At 50.4% G+C, this 22,806-nt stretch carries 22 protein-coding genes and 1 pseudogene; 9 read left to right on the top strand and 14 right to left on the bottom strand.

Annotation, left to right across the window (positions count from 1 at the left end):
• Nucleotides 1–227: 227 nt before the first annotated feature.
• Nucleotides 228–869 (bottom strand): orotate phosphoribosyltransferase, encoded by a 642-nt coding sequence (pyrE, locus tag ACN0R1_RS10465; protein WP_417582550.1) that lies wholly within the window; start codon nucleotides 867–869, stop codon nucleotides 228–230.
• A gap of 166 nt (nucleotides 870–1,035) precedes the next feature.
• On the opposite strand from pyrE, the gene ACN0R1_RS10460 reads away from it, so the two are divergent.
• Nucleotides 1,036–1,809 (top strand): exodeoxyribonuclease III, encoded by a 774-nt coding sequence (locus ACN0R1_RS10460; protein ID WP_417582548.1) that lies wholly within the window; start codon nucleotides 1,036–1,038, stop codon nucleotides 1,807–1,809.
• Nucleotides 1,810–1,852: 43 nt separating this feature from the next.
• Here the strand turns inward: ACN0R1_RS10460 and rph are convergent, their stop codons facing one another.
• The gene (gene rph / locus ACN0R1_RS10455) at nucleotides 1,853–2,626 is read right to left on the bottom strand and encodes a ribonuclease PH (protein ID WP_417582546.1); all 774 of its coding nucleotides are present in this window, start codon (nucleotides 2,624–2,626) and stop codon (nucleotides 1,853–1,855) included.
• Nucleotides 2,627–2,720: 94 nt separating this feature from the next.
• Between rph and ACN0R1_RS10450 the strand changes: the two genes are divergently transcribed.
• Nucleotides 2,721–3,581, top strand: coding sequence for a YicC/YloC family endoribonuclease (locus ACN0R1_RS10450; protein WP_417582544.1), 861 nt, complete (start codon nucleotides 2,721–2,723; stop codon nucleotides 3,579–3,581).
• A gap of 121 nt (nucleotides 3,582–3,702) precedes the next feature.
• Nucleotides 3,703–3,915: pseudogene (locus tag ACN0R1_RS10445) on the top strand (AAA family ATPase); the annotation flags it as partial.
• A gap of 28 nt (nucleotides 3,916–3,943) precedes the next feature.
• Here the strand turns inward: ACN0R1_RS10445 and ACN0R1_RS10440 are convergent.
• The 6 genes from ACN0R1_RS10440 to ACN0R1_RS10415 are packed head-to-tail and all read right to left on the bottom strand — an operon-like array spanning nucleotide 3,944 to nucleotide 10,261.
• Nucleotides 3,944–4,258, bottom strand: a complete 315-nt coding sequence (locus ACN0R1_RS10440) for a hypothetical protein (RefSeq protein WP_417582542.1) — start codon at nucleotides 4,256–4,258, stop codon at nucleotides 3,944–3,946.
• Nucleotides 4,251–5,624, bottom strand: coding sequence for an acyclic terpene utilization AtuA family protein (locus tag ACN0R1_RS10435; RefSeq protein WP_417582540.1), 1,374 nt, complete (start codon nucleotides 5,622–5,624; stop codon nucleotides 4,251–4,253). Before ACN0R1_RS10435 ends, ACN0R1_RS10440 begins: the two co-directional genes overlap by 8 nt.
• A complete protein-coding gene (locus ACN0R1_RS10430) occupies nucleotides 5,621–6,469 on the bottom strand; it encodes a 3-keto-5-aminohexanoate cleavage protein (protein WP_417582538.1) in 849 nt (282 codons plus the stop codon). Before ACN0R1_RS10430 ends, ACN0R1_RS10435 begins: the two co-directional genes overlap by 4 nt.
• Nucleotides 6,466–7,395 (bottom strand): 3-hydroxyacyl-CoA dehydrogenase NAD-binding domain-containing protein, encoded by a 930-nt coding sequence (locus tag ACN0R1_RS10425; RefSeq protein WP_417582536.1) that lies wholly within the window; start codon nucleotides 7,393–7,395, stop codon nucleotides 6,466–6,468. The genes ACN0R1_RS10430 and ACN0R1_RS10425 overlap by 4 nt, the downstream gene beginning before the upstream one ends.
• The gene (locus ACN0R1_RS10420) at nucleotides 7,392–9,269 is read right to left on the bottom strand and encodes a TRAP transporter permease (protein ID WP_417582534.1); all 1,878 of its coding nucleotides are present in this window, start codon (nucleotides 9,267–9,269) and stop codon (nucleotides 7,392–7,394) included. Before ACN0R1_RS10420 ends, ACN0R1_RS10425 begins: the two co-directional genes overlap by 4 nt.
• A gap of 17 nt (nucleotides 9,270–9,286) precedes the next feature.
• The gene (locus ACN0R1_RS10415; RefSeq protein WP_417582531.1) at nucleotides 9,287–10,261 is read right to left on the bottom strand and encodes a TAXI family TRAP transporter solute-binding subunit; all 975 of its coding nucleotides are present in this window, start codon (nucleotides 10,259–10,261) and stop codon (nucleotides 9,287–9,289) included.
• Nucleotides 10,262–10,391: 130 nt separating this feature from the next.
• Between ACN0R1_RS10415 and ACN0R1_RS10410 the strand changes: the two genes are divergently transcribed.
• A complete protein-coding gene (locus ACN0R1_RS10410; RefSeq protein WP_417582529.1) occupies nucleotides 10,392–11,306 on the top strand; it encodes a LysR family transcriptional regulator in 915 nt (304 codons plus the stop codon).
• Between the two features lie 112 nt (nucleotides 11,307–11,418).
• Entirely contained in the window at nucleotides 11,419–11,994 is a 576-nt protein-coding gene (locus tag ACN0R1_RS10405; RefSeq protein ID WP_417582527.1) for a GGDEF domain-containing protein, read from the top strand.
• Here ACN0R1_RS10405 and ACN0R1_RS10400 read toward each other — a convergent pair.
• From ACN0R1_RS10400 to ACN0R1_RS10380, 5 genes are all read right to left on the bottom strand, one after another.
• Nucleotides 11,962–12,987 (bottom strand): ABC transporter ATP-binding protein, encoded by a 1,026-nt coding sequence (locus ACN0R1_RS10400; RefSeq protein ID WP_417582558.1) that lies wholly within the window; start codon nucleotides 12,985–12,987, stop codon nucleotides 11,962–11,964. The genes ACN0R1_RS10405 and ACN0R1_RS10400 overlap by 33 nt on opposite strands.
• A 26-nt stretch (nucleotides 12,988–13,013) precedes the next feature.
• The gene (locus tag ACN0R1_RS10395) at nucleotides 13,014–13,988 is read right to left on the bottom strand and encodes an ABC transporter ATP-binding protein (protein WP_417582525.1); all 975 of its coding nucleotides are present in this window, start codon (nucleotides 13,986–13,988) and stop codon (nucleotides 13,014–13,016) included.
• A gap of 1 nt (nucleotide 13,989) precedes the next feature.
• Nucleotides 13,990–14,943, bottom strand: a complete 954-nt coding sequence (locus ACN0R1_RS10390; RefSeq protein ID WP_417582523.1) for an ABC transporter permease — start codon at nucleotides 14,941–14,943, stop codon at nucleotides 13,990–13,992.
• Between the two features lie 29 nt (nucleotides 14,944–14,972).
• Nucleotides 14,973–15,959, bottom strand: coding sequence for an ABC transporter permease (locus ACN0R1_RS10385; protein ID WP_417582521.1), 987 nt, complete (start codon nucleotides 15,957–15,959; stop codon nucleotides 14,973–14,975).
• Nucleotides 15,960–16,032: 73 nt separating this feature from the next.
• Nucleotides 16,033–17,616, bottom strand: a complete 1,584-nt coding sequence (locus tag ACN0R1_RS10380) for an ABC transporter substrate-binding protein (protein WP_417582519.1) — start codon at nucleotides 17,614–17,616, stop codon at nucleotides 16,033–16,035.
• Nucleotides 17,617–17,808: 192 nt separating this feature from the next.
• On the opposite strand from ACN0R1_RS10380, the gene gmk reads away from it, so the two are divergent.
• The 3 genes from gmk (at nucleotide 17,809) to ACN0R1_RS10365 (ending at nucleotide 20,894) form a co-directional block, all read left to right on the top strand.
• Nucleotides 17,809–18,426, top strand: a complete 618-nt coding sequence (gene gmk, locus ACN0R1_RS10375) for a guanylate kinase (RefSeq protein WP_417582517.1) — start codon at nucleotides 17,809–17,811, stop codon at nucleotides 18,424–18,426.
• Nucleotides 18,427–18,481: 55 nt separating this feature from the next.
• Complete coding sequence (rpoZ, locus tag ACN0R1_RS10370) at nucleotides 18,482–18,694, top strand: DNA-directed RNA polymerase subunit omega (RefSeq protein WP_417582515.1); 213 nt, start codon at nucleotides 18,482–18,484, stop codon at nucleotides 18,692–18,694.
• An 85-nt stretch (nucleotides 18,695–18,779) separates the two neighbouring features.
• On the top strand, nucleotides 18,780–20,894 hold the full coding sequence (locus tag ACN0R1_RS10365; protein WP_417582513.1) for a RelA/SpoT family protein: 2,115 nt from the start codon (nucleotides 18,780–18,782) through the stop codon (nucleotides 20,892–20,894).
• A 6-nt stretch (nucleotides 20,895–20,900) separates the two neighbouring features.
• Here ACN0R1_RS10365 and ACN0R1_RS10360 read toward each other — a convergent pair whose 3' ends face one another.
• Nucleotides 20,901–21,383, bottom strand: coding sequence for an asparaginase domain-containing protein (locus tag ACN0R1_RS10360; RefSeq protein ID WP_417582511.1), 483 nt, complete (start codon nucleotides 21,381–21,383; stop codon nucleotides 20,901–20,903).
• Between the two features lie 103 nt (nucleotides 21,384–21,486).
• Between ACN0R1_RS10360 and ACN0R1_RS10355 the strand changes: the two genes are divergently transcribed.
• The gene (locus ACN0R1_RS10355) at nucleotides 21,487–22,803 is read left to right on the top strand and encodes an HDOD domain-containing protein (protein ID WP_417582509.1); all 1,317 of its coding nucleotides are present in this window, start codon (nucleotides 21,487–21,489) and stop codon (nucleotides 22,801–22,803) included.
• The last annotated feature ends 3 nt before the right edge of the window (nucleotides 22,804–22,806 follow it).

The following is a 22,806-nucleotide window of genomic DNA, read 5'->3' as shown; positions in this document are numbered from 1 at the left end:
TAGTGAAACGCGTCATCGCCGATGGTAGTGTGGGGTCTCCCCATGTGAGAGTAGGTCATCGCCAGGCACTTAATACTAAAGAAAGGGTCATCCAGCAGGATGGCCCTTTTTTTATTGCTCACGGTAAGCCTGGATGGCCAGGAGCAGTGATGGTTTTTAAGTAGCTAGAAAATGCTGCGCTACGCGCTTTTGACCCCTTGGGCCAAGAGTGCGTAGCAGGTTGAATGTCAGATACCATAATCCTGACGGTATTGACGAATAGCGGCTAGTTCGGCAGATTGGCTGCCCTGTTCCTGCAGATATTCAATTAACTGCGCCAGAGTGATGATGCTGATAACGGGAATGTCGTAATCACGCTCCACTTCCTGTATGGCCGATAGCTCAGCACGCCCTTTCTCCTGACGATCAAGCGCAATTAATACACCGGCGGGTTGTGCGTTGGCCTGCTCAAGAATGGCCATGACCTCGCGTATTGCTGTACCCGCGGTAATCACATCATCAACAATCAATGCGCGGCCTTTCAATTCGGCACCCACTAGTGAGCCGCCCTCTCCATGGTCTTTGGCTTCCTTGCGGTTGAACACATAGGGAACATCTCGTTGGTATTCTCCAGCCAAGGCAACAGCCGTTGTGGCAGCCAGAGGGATGCCTTTATAGGCTGGGCCGAAGAGTAGGTCATATTCCACGCCTGACTGCTGTAACGCAGCGGCATAAAAGTGTCCCAGCTTACGTAGCGCTTCACCAGTACAAAATAGCCCAGCATTAAAAAAATAAGGGCTAACACGACCGGATTTCAGAGTGAATTCGCCAAACTTGAGTACTTGGGTTTCAATGGCAAACTGAATGAATTCGCGTTGATAATCGTGCATAGGCAATCCGCTGGTCTGAGTTGAAAAATAGGGGGATAATGATAACCCTGTAGACTTCACCATTCCATTAAGTTGCGTAGTATAAATTTCTTTTTCGGTCTGTTCCCGATACAATCTACGACTTAATACCAATAACACTAAACCTGCTCAACGGAGCCGCCCGAATATGCGCGTGATTTCTTTCAATACTGAAGGTATTGAACAAGCCGCTGACAAAGGATTCTTTGATTGGATGGTTAAACAGGATGCGGACGTGGTTTGTCTGCAAAGCCTCCGTGCAAAAGAGTATCAGCTGGATGCAGATCGTTACCACCCCGAAGGCTACCATGCCTACTTTTTTGATGCCTTTGAAGATGGTTTTAGTGGTGTAGCCATTTACACCCGGCATGTGCCTAAAGCCATCATGACTGGGTTGGGATTTGAACAGTGTGATTTTAATGGCCGCTTTATTCAGGCCGATTTTGACAAATTCAGTATTTCGTCACTGACGATTCCATCAGGACTTAAAAGCGATCAGGACCAGGCCGCTAAAATGGAGTACCTGGATCTGTTTATGGGTCACTTGAAAAAGACTCTGCGTAAGCGTCGTGACTTTATTTTCACTGGCACCTTTAATATTGCCCACAAGCCGGTAGATCTGAGTAATTGGTATGTGAATCAGCGCGTATCGGGTTTTCTGGCTGAAGAGCGAATCTGGATTGAAGAGATGTTTGGTGACCTGGGATTTGTCGATGCTTTTCGCCAAGTGAATAAAGCCGATCGCCAGTATACCTGGTGGCCTGACTATAATCGTGCCTGGAAGCTGAACGAGGGTGCACGTCTGGACTATCAGATAACCACACCAAATTTGCGTAAGACGATTAAGGATGTGTCGATCTACAAAGATCAGCGCTTCTCTGATCACGCCCCGCTGATTATCGATTACGATCTGGATTTTTAAGATCAACCGGACCCGCTTGAAAGTGGGTCCGGCTGTTATTGGATCATGTGTTCTTTAGTGCAGCTTTCTGAATTTCATTGATCTCAGTAATGCCCTTGCGTGCAAGATCCAACATGGCATTCAGCTCTTCCTGCGAGTAAGGAGCCGCTTCAGCGGTACCCTGTACCTCGATAAAGCCACCGGCCTCAGTCATCACCACATTCATGTCAGTTTCAGCGACAGAATCTTCTTCGTAATTCAGATCCAGCACCGGCTCTCCTTTACAGATACCGACTGACACGGCGGCAATCAGCTGTTTAAATGGATTACCCTTTACGGCACCATTTTTATCCTTACGTAGAAACTCAATGGCATCGGCCAGAGCTACGCAGGCACCACTGATGGCCGCTGTACGGGTTCCACCATCGGCCTGAATAACATCACAATCAATAGTGATGGTATTCTCACCCAGCTTTTTCAAATCGATGGCAGCACGTAGTGAACGCCCAATCAGACGCTGAATCTCGATGGTTCTACCAGATTGCTTTCCACGGCTGGCTTCGCGGTCATTGCGGGTGTTGGTAGCACGTGGCAACATGCCATACTCGGCTGTTACCCAGCCTGAACCTGAGCCACGCAGAAACCTGGGTACACCACGCTCAACACTGGCGGTACAAAGCACTTTGGTATCACCGAACTCAACCAATACAGAGCCTTCGGCATGGCGGGTGTAATTCCGGGTCATTTTGATTTCGCGTAGCTGATCAGGCTGACGCCCACCCGGACGGAGTTTATTCAGACCGAGACCTTTCAACTGATCTGACAAAGTTGAGCTCATTGTATCCCCTTGCTTGGCCGGTACCTGATAGAGTCATGGCACCAAGGCTGTTAATATAAGTCTAACCTGTGATTTTAGTCGAGATTGAGCCAAGATGACACGAAGCATGACCGCTTTTGCGGCCTTAAGTGACCTATCCACTGGAACAGAGCTTAAATGGGAGCTGCGTTCAGTTAATAGTCGCTATTTAGAGACGTATTTCCGCTTGCCCGACAGCTACCGGGATCTGGAACCTCAGTTACGCGAGCGCCTCAGGGCTCACTTAAATCGTGGCAAAGTAGAAATCTCATTGCGAATTCAGGACGCACTGGGCGATGCGCACTTGAGTGTTGATGAAACTTTGGTCAAGGGCTTGTTATCAGCCGTTGAACAGGTCGAGAGACATTTACCCGCGTCTACAGCCCTGTCTCCCCTGGAGCTTCTTAAATGGCCCGGTGTGCTACTGCAGCAGGACGCACAGCAAGTGCCGGATGAACAAGCGCTGGAACTGTTTGATCAGGCGCTGGCGTCACTCTGTGATGGCCGTCTTCGTGAAGGACAGAAGCTCTGTGTCATGATAGAACAGCGTCTCGATGCGATCGCCGCTATATTGGCTGAACTGCGACAACAACTACCTGAGATATTGGCGCGGCAAACACACGCCTTGCGGGAACGCATCGGCAAGCTTATTAGCGATACCGATCCGGTTCGGGTAGAGCAAGAAGTTGTGCTACTTATCCACAAAGCCGATGTTGAAGAAGAACTGGATCGCCTGGATGCACACCTCAGCGAAGTCCGCCGTGTACTGAAAACCTCTGAGCCTATGGGGCGGCGGTTAGATTTTCTGATGCAAGAGTTGAACAGAGAGGTAAACACCCTGTCATCCAAATCCATCGCCATTATGTCCACTCAGGCTGCCATTGATCTTAAGGTGCTGATTGAGCAAATGAGAGAGCAGATTCAGAATATAGAATAGAGTTTTTCACCCGTCCAAGAATGTCTAAGAAGTCCTGTATTCCCTGGCGAAGAGTCTTGTAAATACAGGGCTTTTTTATTTTTTCCGTCCAAATCGGTTTACAGGTGTCCGTTACCAGTTGCTGTTTGATGTAGGCCTGCTCAATCATGTGCTGGGCAGTAGTTATAAAGAGATCAAGCAGCAAAACTACGAGTACAAGGGGTATGTTGCAGAAAAAAAGTTCGCACCGAGCAAAACGTTTAAGTTAACTGGCACACAAGGCTCTTCGGCGCTTGAGCAAACTAATATCGTGATGCCCTTGTACTTTACCCAGTATTTGCCGTTGAGATGGTGATCGGCTCTTTCCAGTCACAAAGAGCTGGCTAAGGTGGCGTTACTTCCATGGATAGCAATAAGGACGATAAAGTTTTTCCATGACCGTCGAGGTTGAGTGCGCTGTTAACGCCTCCCTGAAGGGCATCATCTATCACCAGATTGACCCCTTTCAGGTTAGGTAACAGGTAGCGGGTAACGTTGCTGATGCCTCGGTGCTTAAAAATCTCGCTGGCACGCTCCGCAGTCAGTTGTTGAATGAGCCAGGGGTAGTGCGCATCTTGGTATACGAATACACCTAAACTCAGTCGATCGCCTTTATCTCCTGCTCGGGCATGAGCGTAATTATGCAGAGTATTATTCACTAGCCGTTCCTCCATGTAGTGTGACGGTAGGCATGACTTGTTGTTTGGGAACCAGGTAAGACGCTGTTTTTACCCGTTGTGAATGGGTGCGGCGGACGCCACCACCACCGGCAGGCCCACAACAATAGAGTGCTAATAGCTCTTGGGTCGCCAGTTCAACGACTTTTTTATCGGCATGCTCTACGGCTAAGCGCAAGCGAATATCGGTTGGCTGATGGTGCATGCATTGACTGGCGTTTTGCGTATCACCATCGAACACACTGGATAGACCAATTAAGTCAAACCGCGAGCGTAAATCGCTGGGGCAGCGCATTGCCAAGCGCTGACGAAGGGTCTCTCGTGCTAGCTGGGCTCGAGCGAGAGCATTGGGGCCTGCATAGGATATTTCAGCTTCCCCTTGGTAGCCGTCTAGGAAACTGACAGTAGTTTTTAGGCGTGCAGGTGCTGGTTTGCCGCGTATTCCTACTACTTCAACACGATCTTTAGCCAGTTGCCTGATGCTGACTTGGGACAGATCAACGACGACATCAGGCGTAATATAAGCACTGGGGTCATGAATTTCGTAGAGCAGTTGCTCTTTAACCGTTTGCTCGGTGACTAAGCCTCCAGTACCCGCTGGTTTAGTTACCACCAATCGACCATTGCGTTCAACTTCAACCAAGGGGTAGCCCAGCGTTGCCATGCCGGGGACATCTTTAAAGCCGGGGTCAGCAAAATAGCCGCCGGTTACTTGAGCACCACACTCAATTAAATGGCCGGCTAAGGCTCCTGCAGCCAATCTGTCCCAGTCGTCTAATGCCCAGTCATGGTAATAACACAGCGGGGTAAGCGCCAAAGCCGGGTCTGCTACACGACCAGTGATGATTACCTGAGCCCCTTTTTCCATTGCTTCAATTAACGAACCCGCACCAAGGTAAACATTGGCTGCTAACACCTGGTGCAGCGAACTTAGGGGGCGGTTTTCACCTTCCCACGCCAGCCAGTCAAGCTCAGTAAGCCGTTCACGTACATCATCGCCATGTATGGTGGCTAAGCAGGCTTGAGGATAGCCACAGTGTTGCGCTAGCCGCTTAATGCGATTGCAGGCCGCATCGGGATTCGCCGCACCAAAATTACCCAGGATGGTAATCTTGTTAGCCAGGCAGTCACTTAGGACTGGCGACAAAAACTCCTCCAGTAAGGGTTCATCACCTGTATCTGGGTTTTTGATTCGGCGTAATTGGGCGGCGGCCAGGGTTCTCTCACCGAGTGTCTCGAACATCAGTGCGCGTGGCGCATCATACGCTATCAGTGCATCAACCAAGGGTCTGGCCGCATCGGTACGATCACCGGAGAAGCCAGCACCACAACCTACAATGACCGTCATAATTCGTCCTCGCGTCCAGCCCCTGTAGTCAGGGCGAGAAAATGACGAGTTTGCTGTACATTCATTACGCTACGGCCAGCGGCTTCAATGCGGATCCTGGTGTCGGCAACGATGTCAGCATTGCTGTTAGTGAGCTTGCCATCCGCCCGCCATAGGTTATTTTCAAAACCGACCCGTACATGCCCACCTTGTTGGGCCGCCATCGACATACACTCACCTTCGGTCGTTCCAAAAGCACAGACGGCCCATGCGTCATCCTTTTCCAATGCATGTAGAAAGCCGGTTAAACTGCCTGGATCTGCAAGAGGGGGTGTGGAATACCGCCCTAACACAAACAGCAAGAAGGCTCTGCCAGGAGGCAGGCAACCTTGCTGTCTTAATAGATTAAAATAGGCCAGGTCCTCGGGTGAGTAGACGATGTACTGAATATGGCAGTTTTTAGCTGCAAGATACCGGCAAAGTTCGCCACTTGCGTCGATTTCATGTCTATCGCCAAACCACTCTCTTACAGCGACAGAGACTGACGCTGGCTGCAAGGCTTCAATTACACGGCGCTGTTCATTGGGGGTATAGCGTCCAGCGGCTTCGCTGGTGACTTGTAATATCAGTTGATCGCCCACGGTCTCATTAATGGCGCTTATAGCTTCTTTGTAGGCCGTGACATCAAGTAAATGGCGCCCATCCGGTTCACGCACATGCAAATGCATCATGGACGCACCAGCTTTAACGCACTGTTGTGCATCTCGTGCGAGTTCCTCAGGGGTGAGAGGAATGGCAGGGTGGTCGGTATAGCCGCGCCTGGCCCCATTGGGCGCTACCATCAGTAAACAGGGTGAATGGCTCATGCAATCACCTCCTGATTTTCCTTCGACGCAATGGCGCGCTGGAGGGTGACCAGTTGCTGATCCCGCTCGTTAAACAAGTCAGTTAAAGGCTTACCTTGCGTGGCTGATTCAACCCCTTGGATAACTTGCTCGTAGAGTTCGGCATTCATGGTGGGCTTGCCTAAACTGGCCCAGCGATATTCCTGGCTGGGGCCCAGATGTTCGAGATAATGGCGAATACCGCCTTTGCCGCCTCCCAGGTGATAGGTTAAGAAGGGGCCTTGAATCGCCCAGCGCAACCCGGGTCCAGCGGTTACAGCAAGATCGATGTCTTCTACACTCGCGACACCCTCTTGTAGCAAATAAAGTGCTTCCTGCCAGAGTGCTGAAGATAGCCGGTTGGCAATATGCCCAATCATCTCTTTACGCATAATGACCGGCTTTTTGCCAATACCGCGGTAAAAGTCGGCTAGTTTATTGACCAGTTGCATATCAGGCCCATAGAGTTCGACCAGTGGCACTAGGTGTGGCGGGTTGAAAGGGTGGGCGATGATGATGCGTTCTGGTGCAGGCGATGCGTTGACGATATCAGAGTGCATTAAAGAAGAGGTGCTGCTGACAATCAGTGCGTGAGGCATGGCCGCACGTTGAATATCAGCCAGTAATTGCTGTTTCAGTGCGACGGATTCAGGCGCGTTCTCGACAATCAGATCGGCTTGTCGTACGGCATCTTCAAGGTTGTCTTTAATGTCCGGTGAGCGGACATCCGCTCCCAGGGCGCGCATATCATCGGCTACGTAGTCTGAAAAGCGAGCACGCGCTGCGTCATCAGGGTCGAAGGCAGTTACCTGTAAGCCATGCGCAAGAAAATAAGCGGCCCAACTGATACCGATGGTGCCGCATCCAATCATGGTAATACGCTTCATGCTGGCCTCTTGTGTACTCATGGTTTGACTCCTTGTAATGCAATAGATTTAGCGGGCTTCCACGCCCAGATATAGAGCCCTATCAGGCTACTGATCCCGATTAAACTAAGTGGCATGTTGGGTACCAACGTCAGTAGTCCCACGGCGGCAAACAAGGCGCTGTCAACCCAGCGGTTACCCAGCAGGCGAGCGCCTCCGATTACCCCGGCAAATGCAAGCACAAAGGCCATGGCACGTGCGGCGGCCAGAGTAATATCCCAAGCATCGCCCAAACCGATGAGTGCTGGGTAAGCAAGAATTAGGAAAGGGATAATATAGGTCGTTGCACCCAGGCGAATGGCATGTCCGGCAACCTTGATCCAACTGGCTTGCGCTATGCCTGCCGCCACGAAAACGGCAATACAGACCGGCGGGGTGATTACCGATATGGTGGCGAAATAGAACACAAATAGATGGGCAACAAGAGGTTCGACGCCTATCCGCGTAAGTGCGGGAGCTAAAACGGCAGCGACCAGAACATAGGCGGCGGTGGTAGGGATACCCATCCCCATAATGAGGCAGATTACAGCAACGATGAGGGCGACCAACAGCACCTGCTCACCGGCTATGCTCACCACCAGCGTTGACAAGGTTACCCCGATTCCAGTCAGGTTCAACATGGCCACCAGTATCTGCGCGCCTGCTAGCAATACGCCTATAATGACCATCCCTTTACCTGCATCCTCCAGGCCGCTAATCAACGAACGCAGGACTTGGCGGGCGGGCATGCGATCTAAGAATGCAAACAAAAGGAAGCTAACCAGTAGTAACGCTATGCCAAGGAATGCGGCGAACTGGATTGAGTAACCGTTCAGAACGCCGCCGAACAGGCCGCCTAATGCCGCAACAATTGGCGTGATGCGTTTAAGCTGCAGCACCTCATGCCAGGCTGGAAGCTCATTTTCGGGTACCAGGGGTAATGCATTACGTACTGCGACCAAATGCAGAGTAACAAAGACGGCGACATAGAAGAGTAAAGCCGGTAGCGCAGCGGCCATTGCGATGGTAACGTAGCTGACTCCCAAAATTTCCGCCATGATAAAGGCCGCCGATCCGAGTATCGGTGGTGCAATCTGACCTCCTGTAGATGCCACGGCCTCTACACCACCAGCAAAGGCGGGCGGGTATTTAAGGCGCTTCATCATTGGGATGGTGAAATTGCCGGTAGTGGCCACGTTGGCAACAGCGCTGCCACTCACCATGGCGAACAAACTAGACGCTACGGTGGCGATCTTGGCGGCACCGCCCTGGCTACGTCCACCGATGCGCATGGAAATATCTATAAAGGTTTGCCCTCCTCCTGTGTGAAGCAGCAGGCTGCCAAAAAGCACGAAGGCCGCAATGGTCGTGGCGGCGACGCCAAGCAGCATGCCCCAGATGCCTAAATCGCCTAGAAACAGCGTTTCGGTAACGAAGCTGACATCAAAGCCGCGATGGCTGAGCGGGCCGGATAGATGATTGCCGAATAGGGCATAGATGATCCCTAGAGTGACAAGCAGTGGAAACACCCAGCCGATGGCGCGTCGGGCTACTTCCAATATGGCGATGACTAGAATAGCTGTCATTGCCATATCGGAGGGTGTTGCCCAGGGGAGTGTGGTTAAAATTTTATCCGCATTGAAGGTGACGAACAGGCAGGCAGTTACCGCGCCTAATGCTACTAGGCAGTCGATAACCACACCGACTGGACGCCATGACTTGTTAACGCCGAGCGGATAAGTAAGTAACCCCAGCACGATGACCAGCGCAAGAAATATGCTGCGATGGACCAAACTTTCGAATGGTCCGTTTGCTGAGGTATAGAAGATGAAGCCGCCCAGTATTAGGGCGACTGTTATGAGCAGTCTATTGCGCATGGCACCGAGCTCCTTACTTATTCAGTCGGCACTAAGTGTTCAGGAATGGTGTATCCCTGTTCTTCGAAATAGCGTGCTGCTCCTGGATGGAAAGGGACGGTGCCGCTCTTTAGGGTGAGCTCGGCGATGTTAACATCGGCGAGATTTGCGAGGGCGCTAACTTGCGGTTCTGGATGTTCCATCACAGCTTTAACGATCTGGTAAGCCGTTTCGTCATCCATATCAGGACTGGCGTGCACGGCTAAGCCGAAGCTCCAGGTAGAGTAGGCGGGTATCCCTTCTGCTGAGCCTTCAGGAATATCAACAACGGAAATATCCGGCATCTGTTCACGCAGTATGGCGGCTTGTGCATCGCTTAACGAGAGCACCTGTATGGGGGTGAAGGTAGCAATGTCCATGGATGAGCCATCCAGCTTGTCGCCTACGCCAGATTTAACATAGCCCGCCATGCGGTTGTCCTTTACGCCGGCTACCACATCCGTGGTTGAGCCGCGCACATATTCAGGGGATAGGCCCAGTGCCTGCATCACGGCCAGGGTGGTTGCCTCGGTGGCGGAACCAGTAATACCTGGATTTAGTCTTACGCCATCTAGCTCTTCCATGCTGGACACCCCTGCATCCTGGCGGATAACCAGGTTTTGTGGTGCCAGAGAGTAGACCCATAGCAAGCGATTATCGACAGGGCGGCCGTCAAATTCACCTAGGCCAGCGTAAGCATGGTAACCAACATTCGTTGTTACCAGTCCCATATCGACCTGATTTCTTAGAATACGGCGCAGGTTATCAACAGTAGCGCCGGTTTCAACCACAGACGCTCGCACGCCTTCGACGTGCTGGTTGATAATTTGTCCGACCGCAACGAAATAGCCGTACTGGCTGGAAGACGTAGAAGTGGAGCCAATGAGAAGTTGTTCGTCAGCCTGTGCAACTGTTCCTGCGATCAGGCTTGCAGTCATCATGGTTGCTAGAAGCGTTTTTTTGAGTAAGGGCATGGGGGTGTTTCTCCTAGGTATTATTAGTTTTTGGTTCCAGAAGAGGCGTGTCATTTGACGCTATTAATAATGAGAGAAACTGCTATTATTTGTCTAATTTAATTATATTAACGAGACTTTTGCTTTATTTATGCAGCCTTCCATACGACAGCTCAAAGCCTTCGTCGCCATCACCGAGTTCGGTAGCTTTATTGAGGCGTCTGAACGTTTGCACATGTCGCAGCCTGCACTGAGTATTGCTATTCGAAAGTTGGAAGATTCGGTAGGCGGTATGCTTTTTAATCGGTCTCCAAGAGGGGTTCAACTCACCCCGGAGGGTAAGTTTTTTTTACCGACGGCTAGACGGTTGATCGGAGATTGGGATGAGGCCTTGGGTGACCTTGGTGAGCTTTTCAATAAGCAGCGAGGCAAAGTAACACTCGCGGCGCTTCCTACACTGGCCGCTGGGTTTCTACCAGCCGTACTGTCGGATTATCGCCAACGCTACCCCAATATTTCAATTAGTGTTCATGATGTGCTGGCTTCACAAGTGGATGATTTAGTCAGCGACCATCGAGCGGATATCGGTCTTTCGGTACAGCCGCCTCGTGCTGAGGCAACTCATTTTGAACCTTTGGTTGAAGACCATTTCGTCGCTGTTTGTCCTCTTGGGCATCCGTTACTTGAGCAGCAAGAAGTTCGTTGGGATGAGCTGTTGCGCTATCCTATTATTGCGGTTAGTCGACTTTCAAGTACACGGAACGCCATCGAAGGTGTATTGCGAGCACTGCACATGGAGATGGATCTAATGTGTGAGGTTAGTCAAATTGGTACAGCAGGACGAATGGTTGCGGCAGGGTTAGGTGTTGCCGCGCTTCCATCCCTTAGCTTTCGTCAAATCTCTTCGGAAGGTGTGGGTTGGCGGTCACTAACAGCCCCCTATGTGCCACGGTCATTGGGTATTATCACCCCCGCCCGTGGCTTGCATTCAGCGGCAGCGACCGCGATGTTGGACCTGATACGGGAGCAATCCTATTCACTTGATGAGTTATCCAAGCTTGAGTAGTACGTCCAAGTAGTAATCAAGCATCAAATCCCTAGAATATGCCATAGTTTATAGAAGAATTAGCTACTGGAAGCCTGCTCATGAGCCTAAATGCGGACCAGCTGTAATCTGGGTGGCACGAAACATTACTCTCCGCAAACAACTGGAAAAAGAGTTGTTGGAGGCCAGTCAGACCGATCCCTTAACCCGCGTGGCAAACCGGCGTCCGCTATTTGATCTGTTGCAGAGTCGTTTCAGCGAGTTTCAGCGTTATAACCACCCCACATCACTGATTTTGTTTGATCTTGACCACTTCAAGCAGATCAATGATCGCTTCGGGCATTTAATGGGAGATCAGGTGCTGGCCACCTTGTGTGATATTTGCCATCAAACCCTGCGGGAGAATGATCTGTTGGCTCGCTTTGGCGGGGAAGAGTTTATCGTAGTGTTGCCAAATACGGCGATGGAGAAAGCACTGCATCTGGCGGAGCGCATGCGGGAGGTGGTGTTCAGAGAGCTCTGTACTTGCTTTCCGCAATATGATCGAGCCATTACCATCAGTTTAGGTGTCAGTGAATTCCTCATCTCGGACCCGCAGTTCGAGAACCTGTTGCAACGTGCCGATACCGCCTTGTATCAAGCTAAACATGCGGGTCGTAACCGTGTGGAAGCGTGCTTATCGTTTCGAACAAACCGGCCCGTTTTGTAGTATCCGTCCTTGCTCAACAGCCCAGCAGGAAACCAAGCTGGCTTCATGCGCAATAATACCGGGTCGTTTTTGCTTACACATGGCATCGGCAAACTCACAGCGTGGATGAAAGGTACAGCCTGACGGTGGATTGATTGGACTGGGGATTTCACCTGTGACCTGTTTGCGTTGGCGTCCACTCATCTCATGATCAGGGATGGCATCTAGCAACATCCGTGTATAGGGGTGCGCTGGTTGAGTGAAAAGCTGGTCGCTAGGTGAATTCTCAACCATTGAGCCCAGATAAAGTACGCCGATACGGTCAGCCATGTGCTTAACCACCGACAGGTCGTGACTGATAAACAGGTAAGTGAGTCCAAACTCATCTTGTAAGTCTCGCATCAAATTCAAAATCTGTGCTTGTACCGACACATCCAGTGCCGAAGTGGGTTCATCACAGACTAAAAAGTCAGGCTGGGCTGAAAGCGCTCGGGCAATGGCAATTCGCTGGCGTTGCCCGCCTGAAAACTCATGTGGATATTTGAATCGGTCGCGCCCTGCCAGCCCCACTTTCTCGAGCAGTTCTTCTACAGTGTGAGTGACTTGAGAGGGTTTCTTTGCAAGTCCGAAGGCATGGATGGGTTCTGCGATAATATCACCCACACGCCAGCGCGGATTTAAACTGGCGAAGGGGTCCTGAAATATCATCTGAATCCGGCGTCTGAGGGTTTTAAAGTCTTCACCGTGGGTTTCGTGCAGAGTTTTGCCATCGAAGCGTATTTCGCCAGAGGAGGGATGAATGAGATCCACGATCAACTTGGCAATGGTAGATTTGCCCGAGCCAGACTCTCCGACCAAGGCAAAGGTTTCACCCGAATTGATGCTAAAGGAGACCTGATCCACGGCGGTTAGAAAGCGTTGTGGTTCACCTTCCAAAACACGGTTTAGCCAGGGTTTTGATACGTCAAAGTGGCATGACAGATCGTTGACCTGTAACAAAGGTTGTTTCGTCAAAATTTGTTCCTGTAACGCAGAAGCACTCATAGCGTCGCTCCTTGATATAGCCAGCAGGCGACTTGTCCCTGGTCGGTTGCAATCAGGCTTGGGCGTTCTTCTGTGCACTGTGCAATACGCTGCGTACAGCGTGGATTGAAGGCGCAGCCGGGCGGTATGGCATCCAGTCGCGGCATGCTGCCGGGTATTTGTACTAGTCGGTCGACACGTTGTGCGATGGATGGAATAGAACCCATTAGCCCCTGTGTATAGGGATGTTGAGGGTGTTTGACGATCTGGCGCACATCTCCGATTTCTGCGATGCGACCCGCATACATGACCGCGACACGATCACAGGCTTCGGCTATGACACCCATATCATGGGTGACCAGCATGACCGCTGTATCATGCTCATGGCACAAGCGCTTGAGGACATCGATAATTTGCGCTTGAACAGATACATCCAATGCCGTGGTGGGTTCATCGGCAATAATAAGCTCTGGCTCACCTGCCAAAGCCAGTGCGATGACCACCCGCTGGCGCATGCCACCGGAAAATTGATGTGGATAGTCATCAATGCGCTGTGCTGCTGCAGGAATACCCACTTCATCCAGCAGTTTAATTGCGCGTGCCTTTGCTTCTTTATCATTCAAGGGAAGATGTGTTTGAATGGTTTCAATTAATTGGTCTGCAATGGTCAGAATTGGATTGAGCGACGTTAGCGGATCCTGAAAAATCATCGCAATCCGTTTACCGCGTAGGCGACGAAGTTGTTCATAGGGTAGTTGATCAATGCGTTGATCGTGCAACCAGATTTCGCCAGAGGCAATATGGCCGGGTGGTTCCAGCAGGCCAATAATGGCAGCGCCGGTGAGAGACTTTCCGGCACCGGATTCACCCACCATACCGAGTATCTCGCCGGGTTGTATTTCAAATGAAACATGATCCAGTGCGGTGAGGTGTGTTTTGCGTTTTGGGAACTCGACAACAAGATCCCGGACTGAGAGCAGCGCTTGCGTCATATCAGCGTAACCTTGGGTTCAGGGCATCACGTAACCAATCACCTAGCAGGTTGACTGATAACGCCAGGATCAACAAGGTGATGCCAGGGAAAAGGGTAATCCACCACTCGCCGGAGAATAAAAATTCATTACCAACACGAATTAAGGTACCAAGACTTGGCTGTGTTGCGGGTACACCCACACCGAGGAAAGAGAGTGTTGATTCCAGAATAATGGCTAATGCCAAGCCGATCGTGCCGATAACCATCACCGGCCCCATCACATTCGGTAAAATATGGCGTGCAAGGATGCGTATTGATGAGACGCCAAACAGACGTGCGGCTTGCACGTACTCTTTATTCTTTTCGGCTAGTGTAGAGCTTCGCACAGTACGGGCATATTGCACCCAATCACTCAAGCCAATTGACAGAATCAATACATAGATAGCAGCTTGCTCCTGCATCTCTCTCGGTATCAGACTTTTGGTAATACCAAAAATCAGCAGTGCGACGAGAATGGCTGGAAAACTCAACTGCACATCAGCAATGCGCATGATCAGGGTATCTACCCACCCACCTTTGTAGCCAGCAATCAGCCCTAAGGTAATTCCCAGGATGGCTGCAAAGGCCACGGCTGCAAAGCCAACCAGTAGAGAGATGCGTGCACCATAAAGAATGGCTGAAAAAATATCCCGCCCTTGGCTGTCTGTTCCCATCCAGTAAACGTTTCCAGTAAAGGCATTCGGCTCCATGGGTGGAGTAAAACCATCCATTAGATTTAGACTGGAGGGGTCAAAAGGGGTGTGTGGAGCGATCCAGGGCGCTAAGGCTGATGCAAGAATAATCACCAGTGTCACCAGGGCCGAAAGGATGATAATGGGACGGCGGCTGAAGTCATAAAACAGGTCACTATCCAGGATACGTCGAAACACGCCGTCATTGGCTGGCGGTGTCGCAGGTGTGGTTTGATCAGTCATAGCCACTTACTCACATAAAACATTATAAATCAGCGTCCGGCACTACGCTTAACTGTGCGAAGACGAGGATCAACAGCAAAATACAGCAGGTCCACGATCAGGTTGATTGCGACAAAAACCAAGGCAATCAATAGCAAATAGGCCGACATAAACGGAATATCGACAAAACGTATGGCGTTGATAAACAGCAATCCAACGCCAGGCCACTGAAACACGGTTTCAGTGATGATCGCAAAGGCGATGATCGAGCCGAGCTGCAAACCGGCAATGGTAATGACCGGCAACAGGGTGTTTTTCAGGGCATGGCGAAAGTGTATAGAACGTTGTTTGATACCTCGTGCGCGGGCAAACTTGATGTAGTCGGTACGCAATACTTCCAGCATTTCTGCGCGTACGAGTCGCATCAGTAGAGTGAGCTGAAATAAGCCCAGGGTAATTGATGGTAAAATCAGTGATTTCCAACCAGAGACTGTGAGCAAGCCAGTGCTCCAGTTATCGGTGATTTGTACCGTTTCACCCCGACCAAACGAAGGTAGCCACTGTAGCTCCACGGAAAACAGGTAGATAAGCAAAATACCAATCAAAAAAGTGGGCAGTGACACGCCAATCAATGATGACGACATAATGAAGTGGCTTAACCAGCCGTCACGCCTTAATGCCGTGTAGACGCCCAGACCAATACCAAGGCTAATCGCGAGTACGCCTGATATCAGAGCCAGCTCAAGTGTGGCAGGCAAGCGCTCAGCGATGACCTCTGATACGGGGCGCGCCATACGATATGAGATACCAAACTCGCCCTGAACAGCATTGCCAACAAAACGGAAAAACTGAATCGGGATGGGGTCATTCAGCCCCAGTCGTTCACGCAATTCGGCACGATCCTGCTGACTGGATTCTTGGCCCACCATATTATTAATTGGATCACCGACAAACTGGAATAAACTGAAGGAGATGAAGGCCACCACCAACATTACCAGAACCGCCTGAATTAGGCGGCGAATCAACATTGCAATCATAGTGCTATGCTCATCTGAACCAGAAGAAACCCGCCACCCTTGCTAGCGTTGCCCAGGGTGGCGGGTTTTAGAGTTACTTGAATTTCAGGTACTTGAGCATGGGTTGGTTCTGGGACTGCACAGCAAAGTCTATGTCTTGACGAACCGCCCAATTTAACACTTGATGATGGACTGGCAGGTAGACAATCTCTTCCTGAGCAATTTCCCAGGCACGTGCGATTTTTGCGTTACGCTCATCTAGGTCGGTTTCAGTTGGCAGTGCACGAGATAGGCTGTCAAATTCCTCATTAGACCAGCCGGTAAAGTTCCATGCGCCGGTATCTGCTGTTTTTGTTTCCAACAGGAAATCAAACACATAGTGAGAATCCAGCGGTGGAACAGCCCAGCCAAGGATGTAGAACTCCAATTCGCCCTGTTGCAGTTCGGCGAAGTGGATGCTGTTAGCGCGTGCGTCTAAGCGTACATTAATGCCTGCCTGACCCAGCATGCCTGTAACAGCCTGACAGATCGCTTCATCATTGACATAGCGGTCATTGGTACAGGTCAGGGTGACGTTAAATCCATCCGGGTAACCGGCTTCTGCCAAGAGTGTTTTGGCACGGTTGACGTCAGTTTCGGGCACAGTATCGAGTTCAGCTGTGTAGCCGTTCACAAACGAGGGCGCAATCATGCCTGCAGGGACTGATTGACCGCGCATGACTACCTGCTGAATCGCCTGACGGTTAATAGCAATATTCATCGCTTCACGTACACGGCGATCTGCAAAGGGGTTTTTTCCTTTAACATCAGAGGACTGTAGCTCTTCGCTACCCTGATCTAAGCCGAAAAAAATTGTCCGGTTTTCTGGGGCCGATAGCATGACAATATTGTCGGAGCTGTCCAGGCGGTTGATATCTTGTACTGGTACATCCTGAAGGAAGTCAATCTCACCTGACAGCATGGCAGCCGCGCGCGTTGCAGCAGACTGAATCGGAGTCAGCACTACACGGCTGATTTCCATTGGAAACTCTTCTATGCCCCAGTATTCATCATTGCGCACCATTTCAGTTCGTACATCTGGGTCGCGACTGACCAAACGGAAGGGGCCGGTTCCATTGGCATTTCGTACAGCGAAGTTTTCTTCGCCAGCTGAATAATCTTGCGGGGTGGTCACATTATTAGCTTCTGCCCATGCCTTGCTCATGATAAACAGGTTAGTCAGATTATTCGGTAGTAGTGGAGTTGGACCATTCGTTTCGATATGCACTGTTAGGGGATCAACAGCGCGTACATCAACGACTGAGCTGATCAGAGTGCGCATATCGGAGTTGGGGTGCTGGGCACGCTGAAACGAGAACACCACATCATCGGCGGTTAAAGGCGTGCCGTCATGGAAGGTGACTCCCTCTCTCAGCTTAAACTCCCAAACATTAGGGTTGTCGGTCACTTCCCAAGATACAGCCAAGCCTGGCTGCATTTCAGAATTCAGATCCAAGTAGATAAGCGGGTTATAAATCTGATGTGCGATAGCATGAGTCTGTCCATGGTTCTGTGAGTGCGGATCAAAGGTAAGTGAGTCACCTGCACTGGCCCAGCGAAGCGTTTGGGCATTAGCGCCACAGACCATCAGCAGCGAAATAGTTGTACCCAGTGTGAAAGCGCGAAATGTTTTCTTCATGTTGTCGGTTCCTCGTGAAATAATCCTATCCTACAAGCCCAGATGGGCGCCGAAGCCGCATTTGTGTTCAGTAACATTAAAGCCTAGTCTGTGATTTAATCATTATCTAGTAAGTAAGATGTTTTACTATTAATCAACAAAATACACTGAACAGTAATTTTATTTAATGACAATTTTATTCAGGATCACGGCATGAATACGCCAGGAACACTTTTTATCATTTCAGCCCCCTCAGGTGCGGGTAAAACCAGTCTGGTTAAAGCGCTTCTGCAAAAGGATACCGGTGTGCGTGTATCCGTTTCACACACAACTCGCTCTCCACGTGCAGGAGAGGTAGAGGGACGCGATTATAATTTTGTCAGTCACGCAACCTTTGATGAGATGATCGGGTTGGGGCAGTTTCTGGAATATGCTGATGTGTTTGGCAATAAATACGGTACTTCTCAGGCCTGGGTTAAGGATCAGTTGGCAAATGGAGTTGATGTGATTTTGGAAATTGACTGGCAGGGCGCCCAGCAAGTACGCCGTTTGATGCGTGGAGCCGTGTCAGTGTTTATCCTGCCACCAGGGCGTCAGGCATTGGAGCAGCGCCTCAAGGGGCGGGGGCAGGATGACGAGTCAGTGATTGCGCTGAGAATGTCTAAGGCTGTTGATGAGATGAGCCATTATCCTGAGTTTGATTATGTTATAATCAATGATGATTTTGACCAAGCCCTTGAAGAACTTCACAGTGTGTTCATCGCCAGGCGGTTAAGACAGGATGCTCAGCAGATAAAACACGCTGGCTTGTTGTCTGAGCTCTTGTCGTGAAACTGGTCATTTCGTAAACTATTGCATCTTTTATGCCCCGAATCCTGAGGTTGGTATGGCCCGAGTAACTGTTGAAGATTGTCTTGATAATTTAGAAAACCGTTTTGAGCTGGTAATGGTAGCGTCAAAGCGTGCGCGTCAGTTAGCTATAGGCGGCAAAGATCCCAAAGTAGACTGGGAAAATGATAAGCCCACCGTTGTGGCGTTACGGGAAATCAGCGCAGGCTTGATTGACCGCTCAGTGCTTGAAGAAGCTGACGAGTTCTGATTCTTCCAATTACTTCACTTATGCGGCATCATCTTGGCAGGGCAGTTATTTTTTCTGAATAGCTGGTCTGAATACGGGAGGGGTGATGCCGACAATTGACGATCTTTCTCAGCGTCTGACTGAATATCTTGATCCGAACCAGATTAATTTGGTGCGGCGTGCCTACTATTACGCTGAGCAAGCCCATGATGGACAACGTCGTAAAAGCGGCGAGCCCTATGTCACCCATCCTCTGGCAGTAGCCTCCATTCTTGCCAGTATGCACATGGATCATCCGAGCCTGATGTCAGCCATGCTGCATGATGTTATTGAAGATACCGATATTTGCTATCAGGGGATTTCCGAGCAGTTTGGCCAATCCGTCGCTGATATAGTGGATGGTGTCTCCAAGCTGACCCACCTTGAATTTGAAACCCGAGCTGAAGCCCAAGCGGAAAACTTTCAAAAAATGGTACTGGCGATGGCGGAGGATATCCGTGTCATTATCGTCAAACTGTCTGACCGTCTTCATAACATGCGTACTCTGGGTGCGATGCCACCTGAAAAGCAGCGCCGTATTGCTCGTGAAACGCTGGATATCTATTCTCCAGTGGCTGCGCGACTGGGTATGCGTGACCTGCAGGTTGAGTTGGAAGATCTGGCCTTTCAGGCTTACTATCCGATGCGGGCTAAGTATATTCGCCGTGCGGTAGTAAAGGCACGAGGCCAGCGCAAGGATGTCATCTCCAGTATTGAAAAGGCCATCGATAATCGTTTGAAAATGGAAGGGCTGTCCGGCTCGGTCGCAGGGCGAGAAAAGCACCTCTATAGCATCTATAAAAAGATGAAAACCCAGCGTAAAGCCTTCGTTGATATTATGGATGTGTTTGCCTTCCGTATCGTCACCGAAAGCGTCGATGATTGTTACCGCATACTGGGTGCTGTGCATAATCTGTATAAACCCGTACCCGGCCGCTTTAAAGACTATATCGCCATTCCGAAAGCTAACGGTTACCAGTCATTACATACCGATCTGTTCGGTGCTAAAGACATTACTATCGAAGTGCAGATACGTACCCGTGAAATGGATGCGGTCGCCAGCCAGGGTATAGCGGAACACAGTCACTATAAAGTATACGGTGATTCAGACAGTGCGGTGGGATCCTACAACCGTGCGCGCAAATGGGTCAAAGGTCTGCTGGAAATGCAGGAACGTGCCGGTGATTCGATGGAGTTTATCGAGCATGTGAAAAAAGACCTCTTCCCGGATGAAGTCTATGTGTTTACTCCGAAAGGGCGCATTCTGGAACTACCCAAGGGGGCAACGCCAGTGGATTTTGCCTATGCCGTGCACACAGATATAGGCAATTCCTGTGTGTCCTGCCGGATTGATCGGCGTCTGGCGCCTTTGTCGCAGCCACTTGAAAGCGGTCAGACGGTTGAGGTGGTTACAACCCCACGTGCTCAGCCGAATATGGCCTGGTTAAATTTTGTGGTAACCGGTAAAGCCCGATCCAGCATCCGACATTTTCTCAAGAACCAACAGCGCCATGAGTCCGTCGAGCTGGGGCGCCGCCTGTTGAATCAGTTCCTGAGTAATTACGGTACCAGTTTAGAGCATGTCGATTCCGAAAAGCTGACTGCGCTGTTGCAAGAGGCTGAGCTCCTCTCGCTCCAGGATTTGCTCGAAGACATAGGTATGGGTAACCGCATGGCTTATGTGGTGGCACGCCGGCTCAAGCCGGATGGCGGTGATGAGGAATCACCTCAGAGCGTTAACGGCAAACCGATTGCCATCAAGGGCGTTGAAGGAGTGGTGTTGCAATATGCGCGCTGCTGTCATCCACTCCCTGGGGATACCATTGTTGGTTATCTAAGTGCTGGCAAGGGGATGGTGGTGCATCGGACCGATTGCAGTAATCTGGGGGATTTACGTGATGACCCGGAGCGCTGCATTTATCTCGAATGGTCAGGTAGTGATGCGGATGAGTATCCAGCCGTATTGCTGCTGGAGGTGGAGTCTCAGCGCGGTATTATTGCTAATCTAGCCTCGGCAGTTTCCCAGGCAGGTGCAAACTTGCTGAAGATCGATAGTGGTGAGCATGAGGGGCAGATCTACAAGGTGCAGATGGATCTGGCGGTGAGTAACCGTGTTCACCTGGCGGCGGTGATCAGGAAATTGCGTCGTTTAAGGGCAGTATTAAAAATAACCCGCCCTTGATGTGTATCAGGCGTCCTGAAACTGTTTGGCTGCGCGGTTTTTAGTAACTTTATCTGGGTCATACACACGACCGTTCATAAATATATATACTCCATGTGGTAGGGTCTGAGCCAAAGCTATGGCACCTCCTAGATTAAACTCGGCATCGGTTTGTTTACACAATGCGGGGAGCATGGCGCCGGTGATAACGACAGTTTTACCCGAGATGTCTTTCAGCTGTTGTGCGGTTTGAGTCATGGTGTCTGTACCGTGGGTGATGACCAGGTGTTCAGCCGGAGAGTTGACAACTGTCTGATAAATCAGCTCGCGATCAGCATCGGTGAGTTCCAGGCTGTCTTTGCGCAGTAAGCTAGTGACCTCCCAGCTCAGGTTTGGATTGATGTTATGTAGAATGGCTTCAGCCGCCGGATCACCGATGCTGAACTCACTCAGTGCATCAAAATAAACTTTGTCGAAGGTGCCGCCTGTGGTGATGATCTGAAGATGCATGGGGATTCCGTATAACTTGTAGTGAATTGGTTTGGTTTTTTCCAGCTTCTGTTACACTAACTGAAATAATAAACAGATTATTACAATCATAAGGGGTAGTAAATTGTCTGTCGGCGCAAGACCCTTAGGTCATATTGAACAAAATGTGGTCAGAATCGCTCTGGTGCATGATAAACAGGGAAAAGCCTTGGTATTGGTTCCCGCCCATGCTTTATTGAATTTGGCTTCCCTCTGGCGATTGACCGGGCGCCAATTACAGCCGGTCAGTTGTGGTGATGCTCAGCGCTTTTTTACTCAGGATGGTCTCAAGACTCCCTGGGGGCAACAGCAGTTGATGGAAATGCCGTTGATCATTGACAGCGCCATCGATCAAAAGCAGAAAGTTGAACTCTGGGAGCCTTATACCGGGCTCAGGTTCAAAGTGCGTGACGGTTGGCTGAAAAACTCTGAACATGCGGGCCCCTTGGGTTTAAGCTCCGAGCTTATTCGTGAACATACACCTGAGCAAAGCGATGCTGAAGCGATCACCCGGGCATTGGAGCATTTTTCTGCATTGCGTGTACGTCAGCGCTTGGAAGACACTCTGAGCCTGCCTGGTTTCAGTCAAACCACGCAAAAGTTGATTATGTTGCGCGGTGAGCCTGACGCGAATCTCGATGATTTGCTCAAAGTGATCAAGCTCGATGCACCGGTTTGTGCGCAGGTTATGAGTTGGGCCGCTTCACCATATTATGCCGCACCCGGTAAGGTCGAGTCGTTAGAAGATGCCGTTATTCGTGTGCTGGGATTTGATCTGGTGATCAATCTGGCTCTGGGTGTGGCGATGGGTCGCATCATGAGTCTGCCGGAAAATATGCTCAGAGGTGGGACGCCCTTTTGGTTTCAGTCAGTATCGCTGGCGGTTTTTGCTGATCACCTGGCTCGGCTGGTACAGACTGATGATAAACCCAAACCTGGGTTGGTATATCTTTCCGGGTTACTGCATAATTTTGGTTATTTGCTGTTATCACACCTTTTTCCAGCTCAATTCTCAACCCTGTCACGTTACATCGAGGCGAACCCACACCTGTCTTATACGCTGGTGGAGCAGCAGGTGCTGCGCCTTACGCGAGAGCAAGTCGGAGCGTGGCTGTTGGAAAACTGGTCTTTACCCGAGCCTGTCTGCGTAGCTGTCAGACGTCAGGATGAACCTAATTATACTGGCAAGTTTGCTGAGTATCCTCAACTGATCAGTGTTGCCATTCGAATTTTGCGAGAACTGGGGTACTGTGACGGACCGGTCGAGCCTGTATCTACCAGTGATCTGATTCGTGTCGGGCTTACGCCAGAGTTGAAAGAAGTGGCTGTGGAGGCATTCTTGAGTAGTCAGGAGCAACTGCAAGAGCTCACCCGACTATTTGCGCATGCGGAGACTAAGTAAACT

Origin of the sequence: Nitrincola sp. (genome assembly GCF_048264025.1) — a bacterium.
Lineage (GTDB): Bacteria > Pseudomonadota > Gammaproteobacteria > Pseudomonadales > Balneatricaceae > Nitrincola.
Note: the sequence above shows the minus strand (reverse complement) of the source record. Positions and strands in the feature narration are given on the sequence as shown.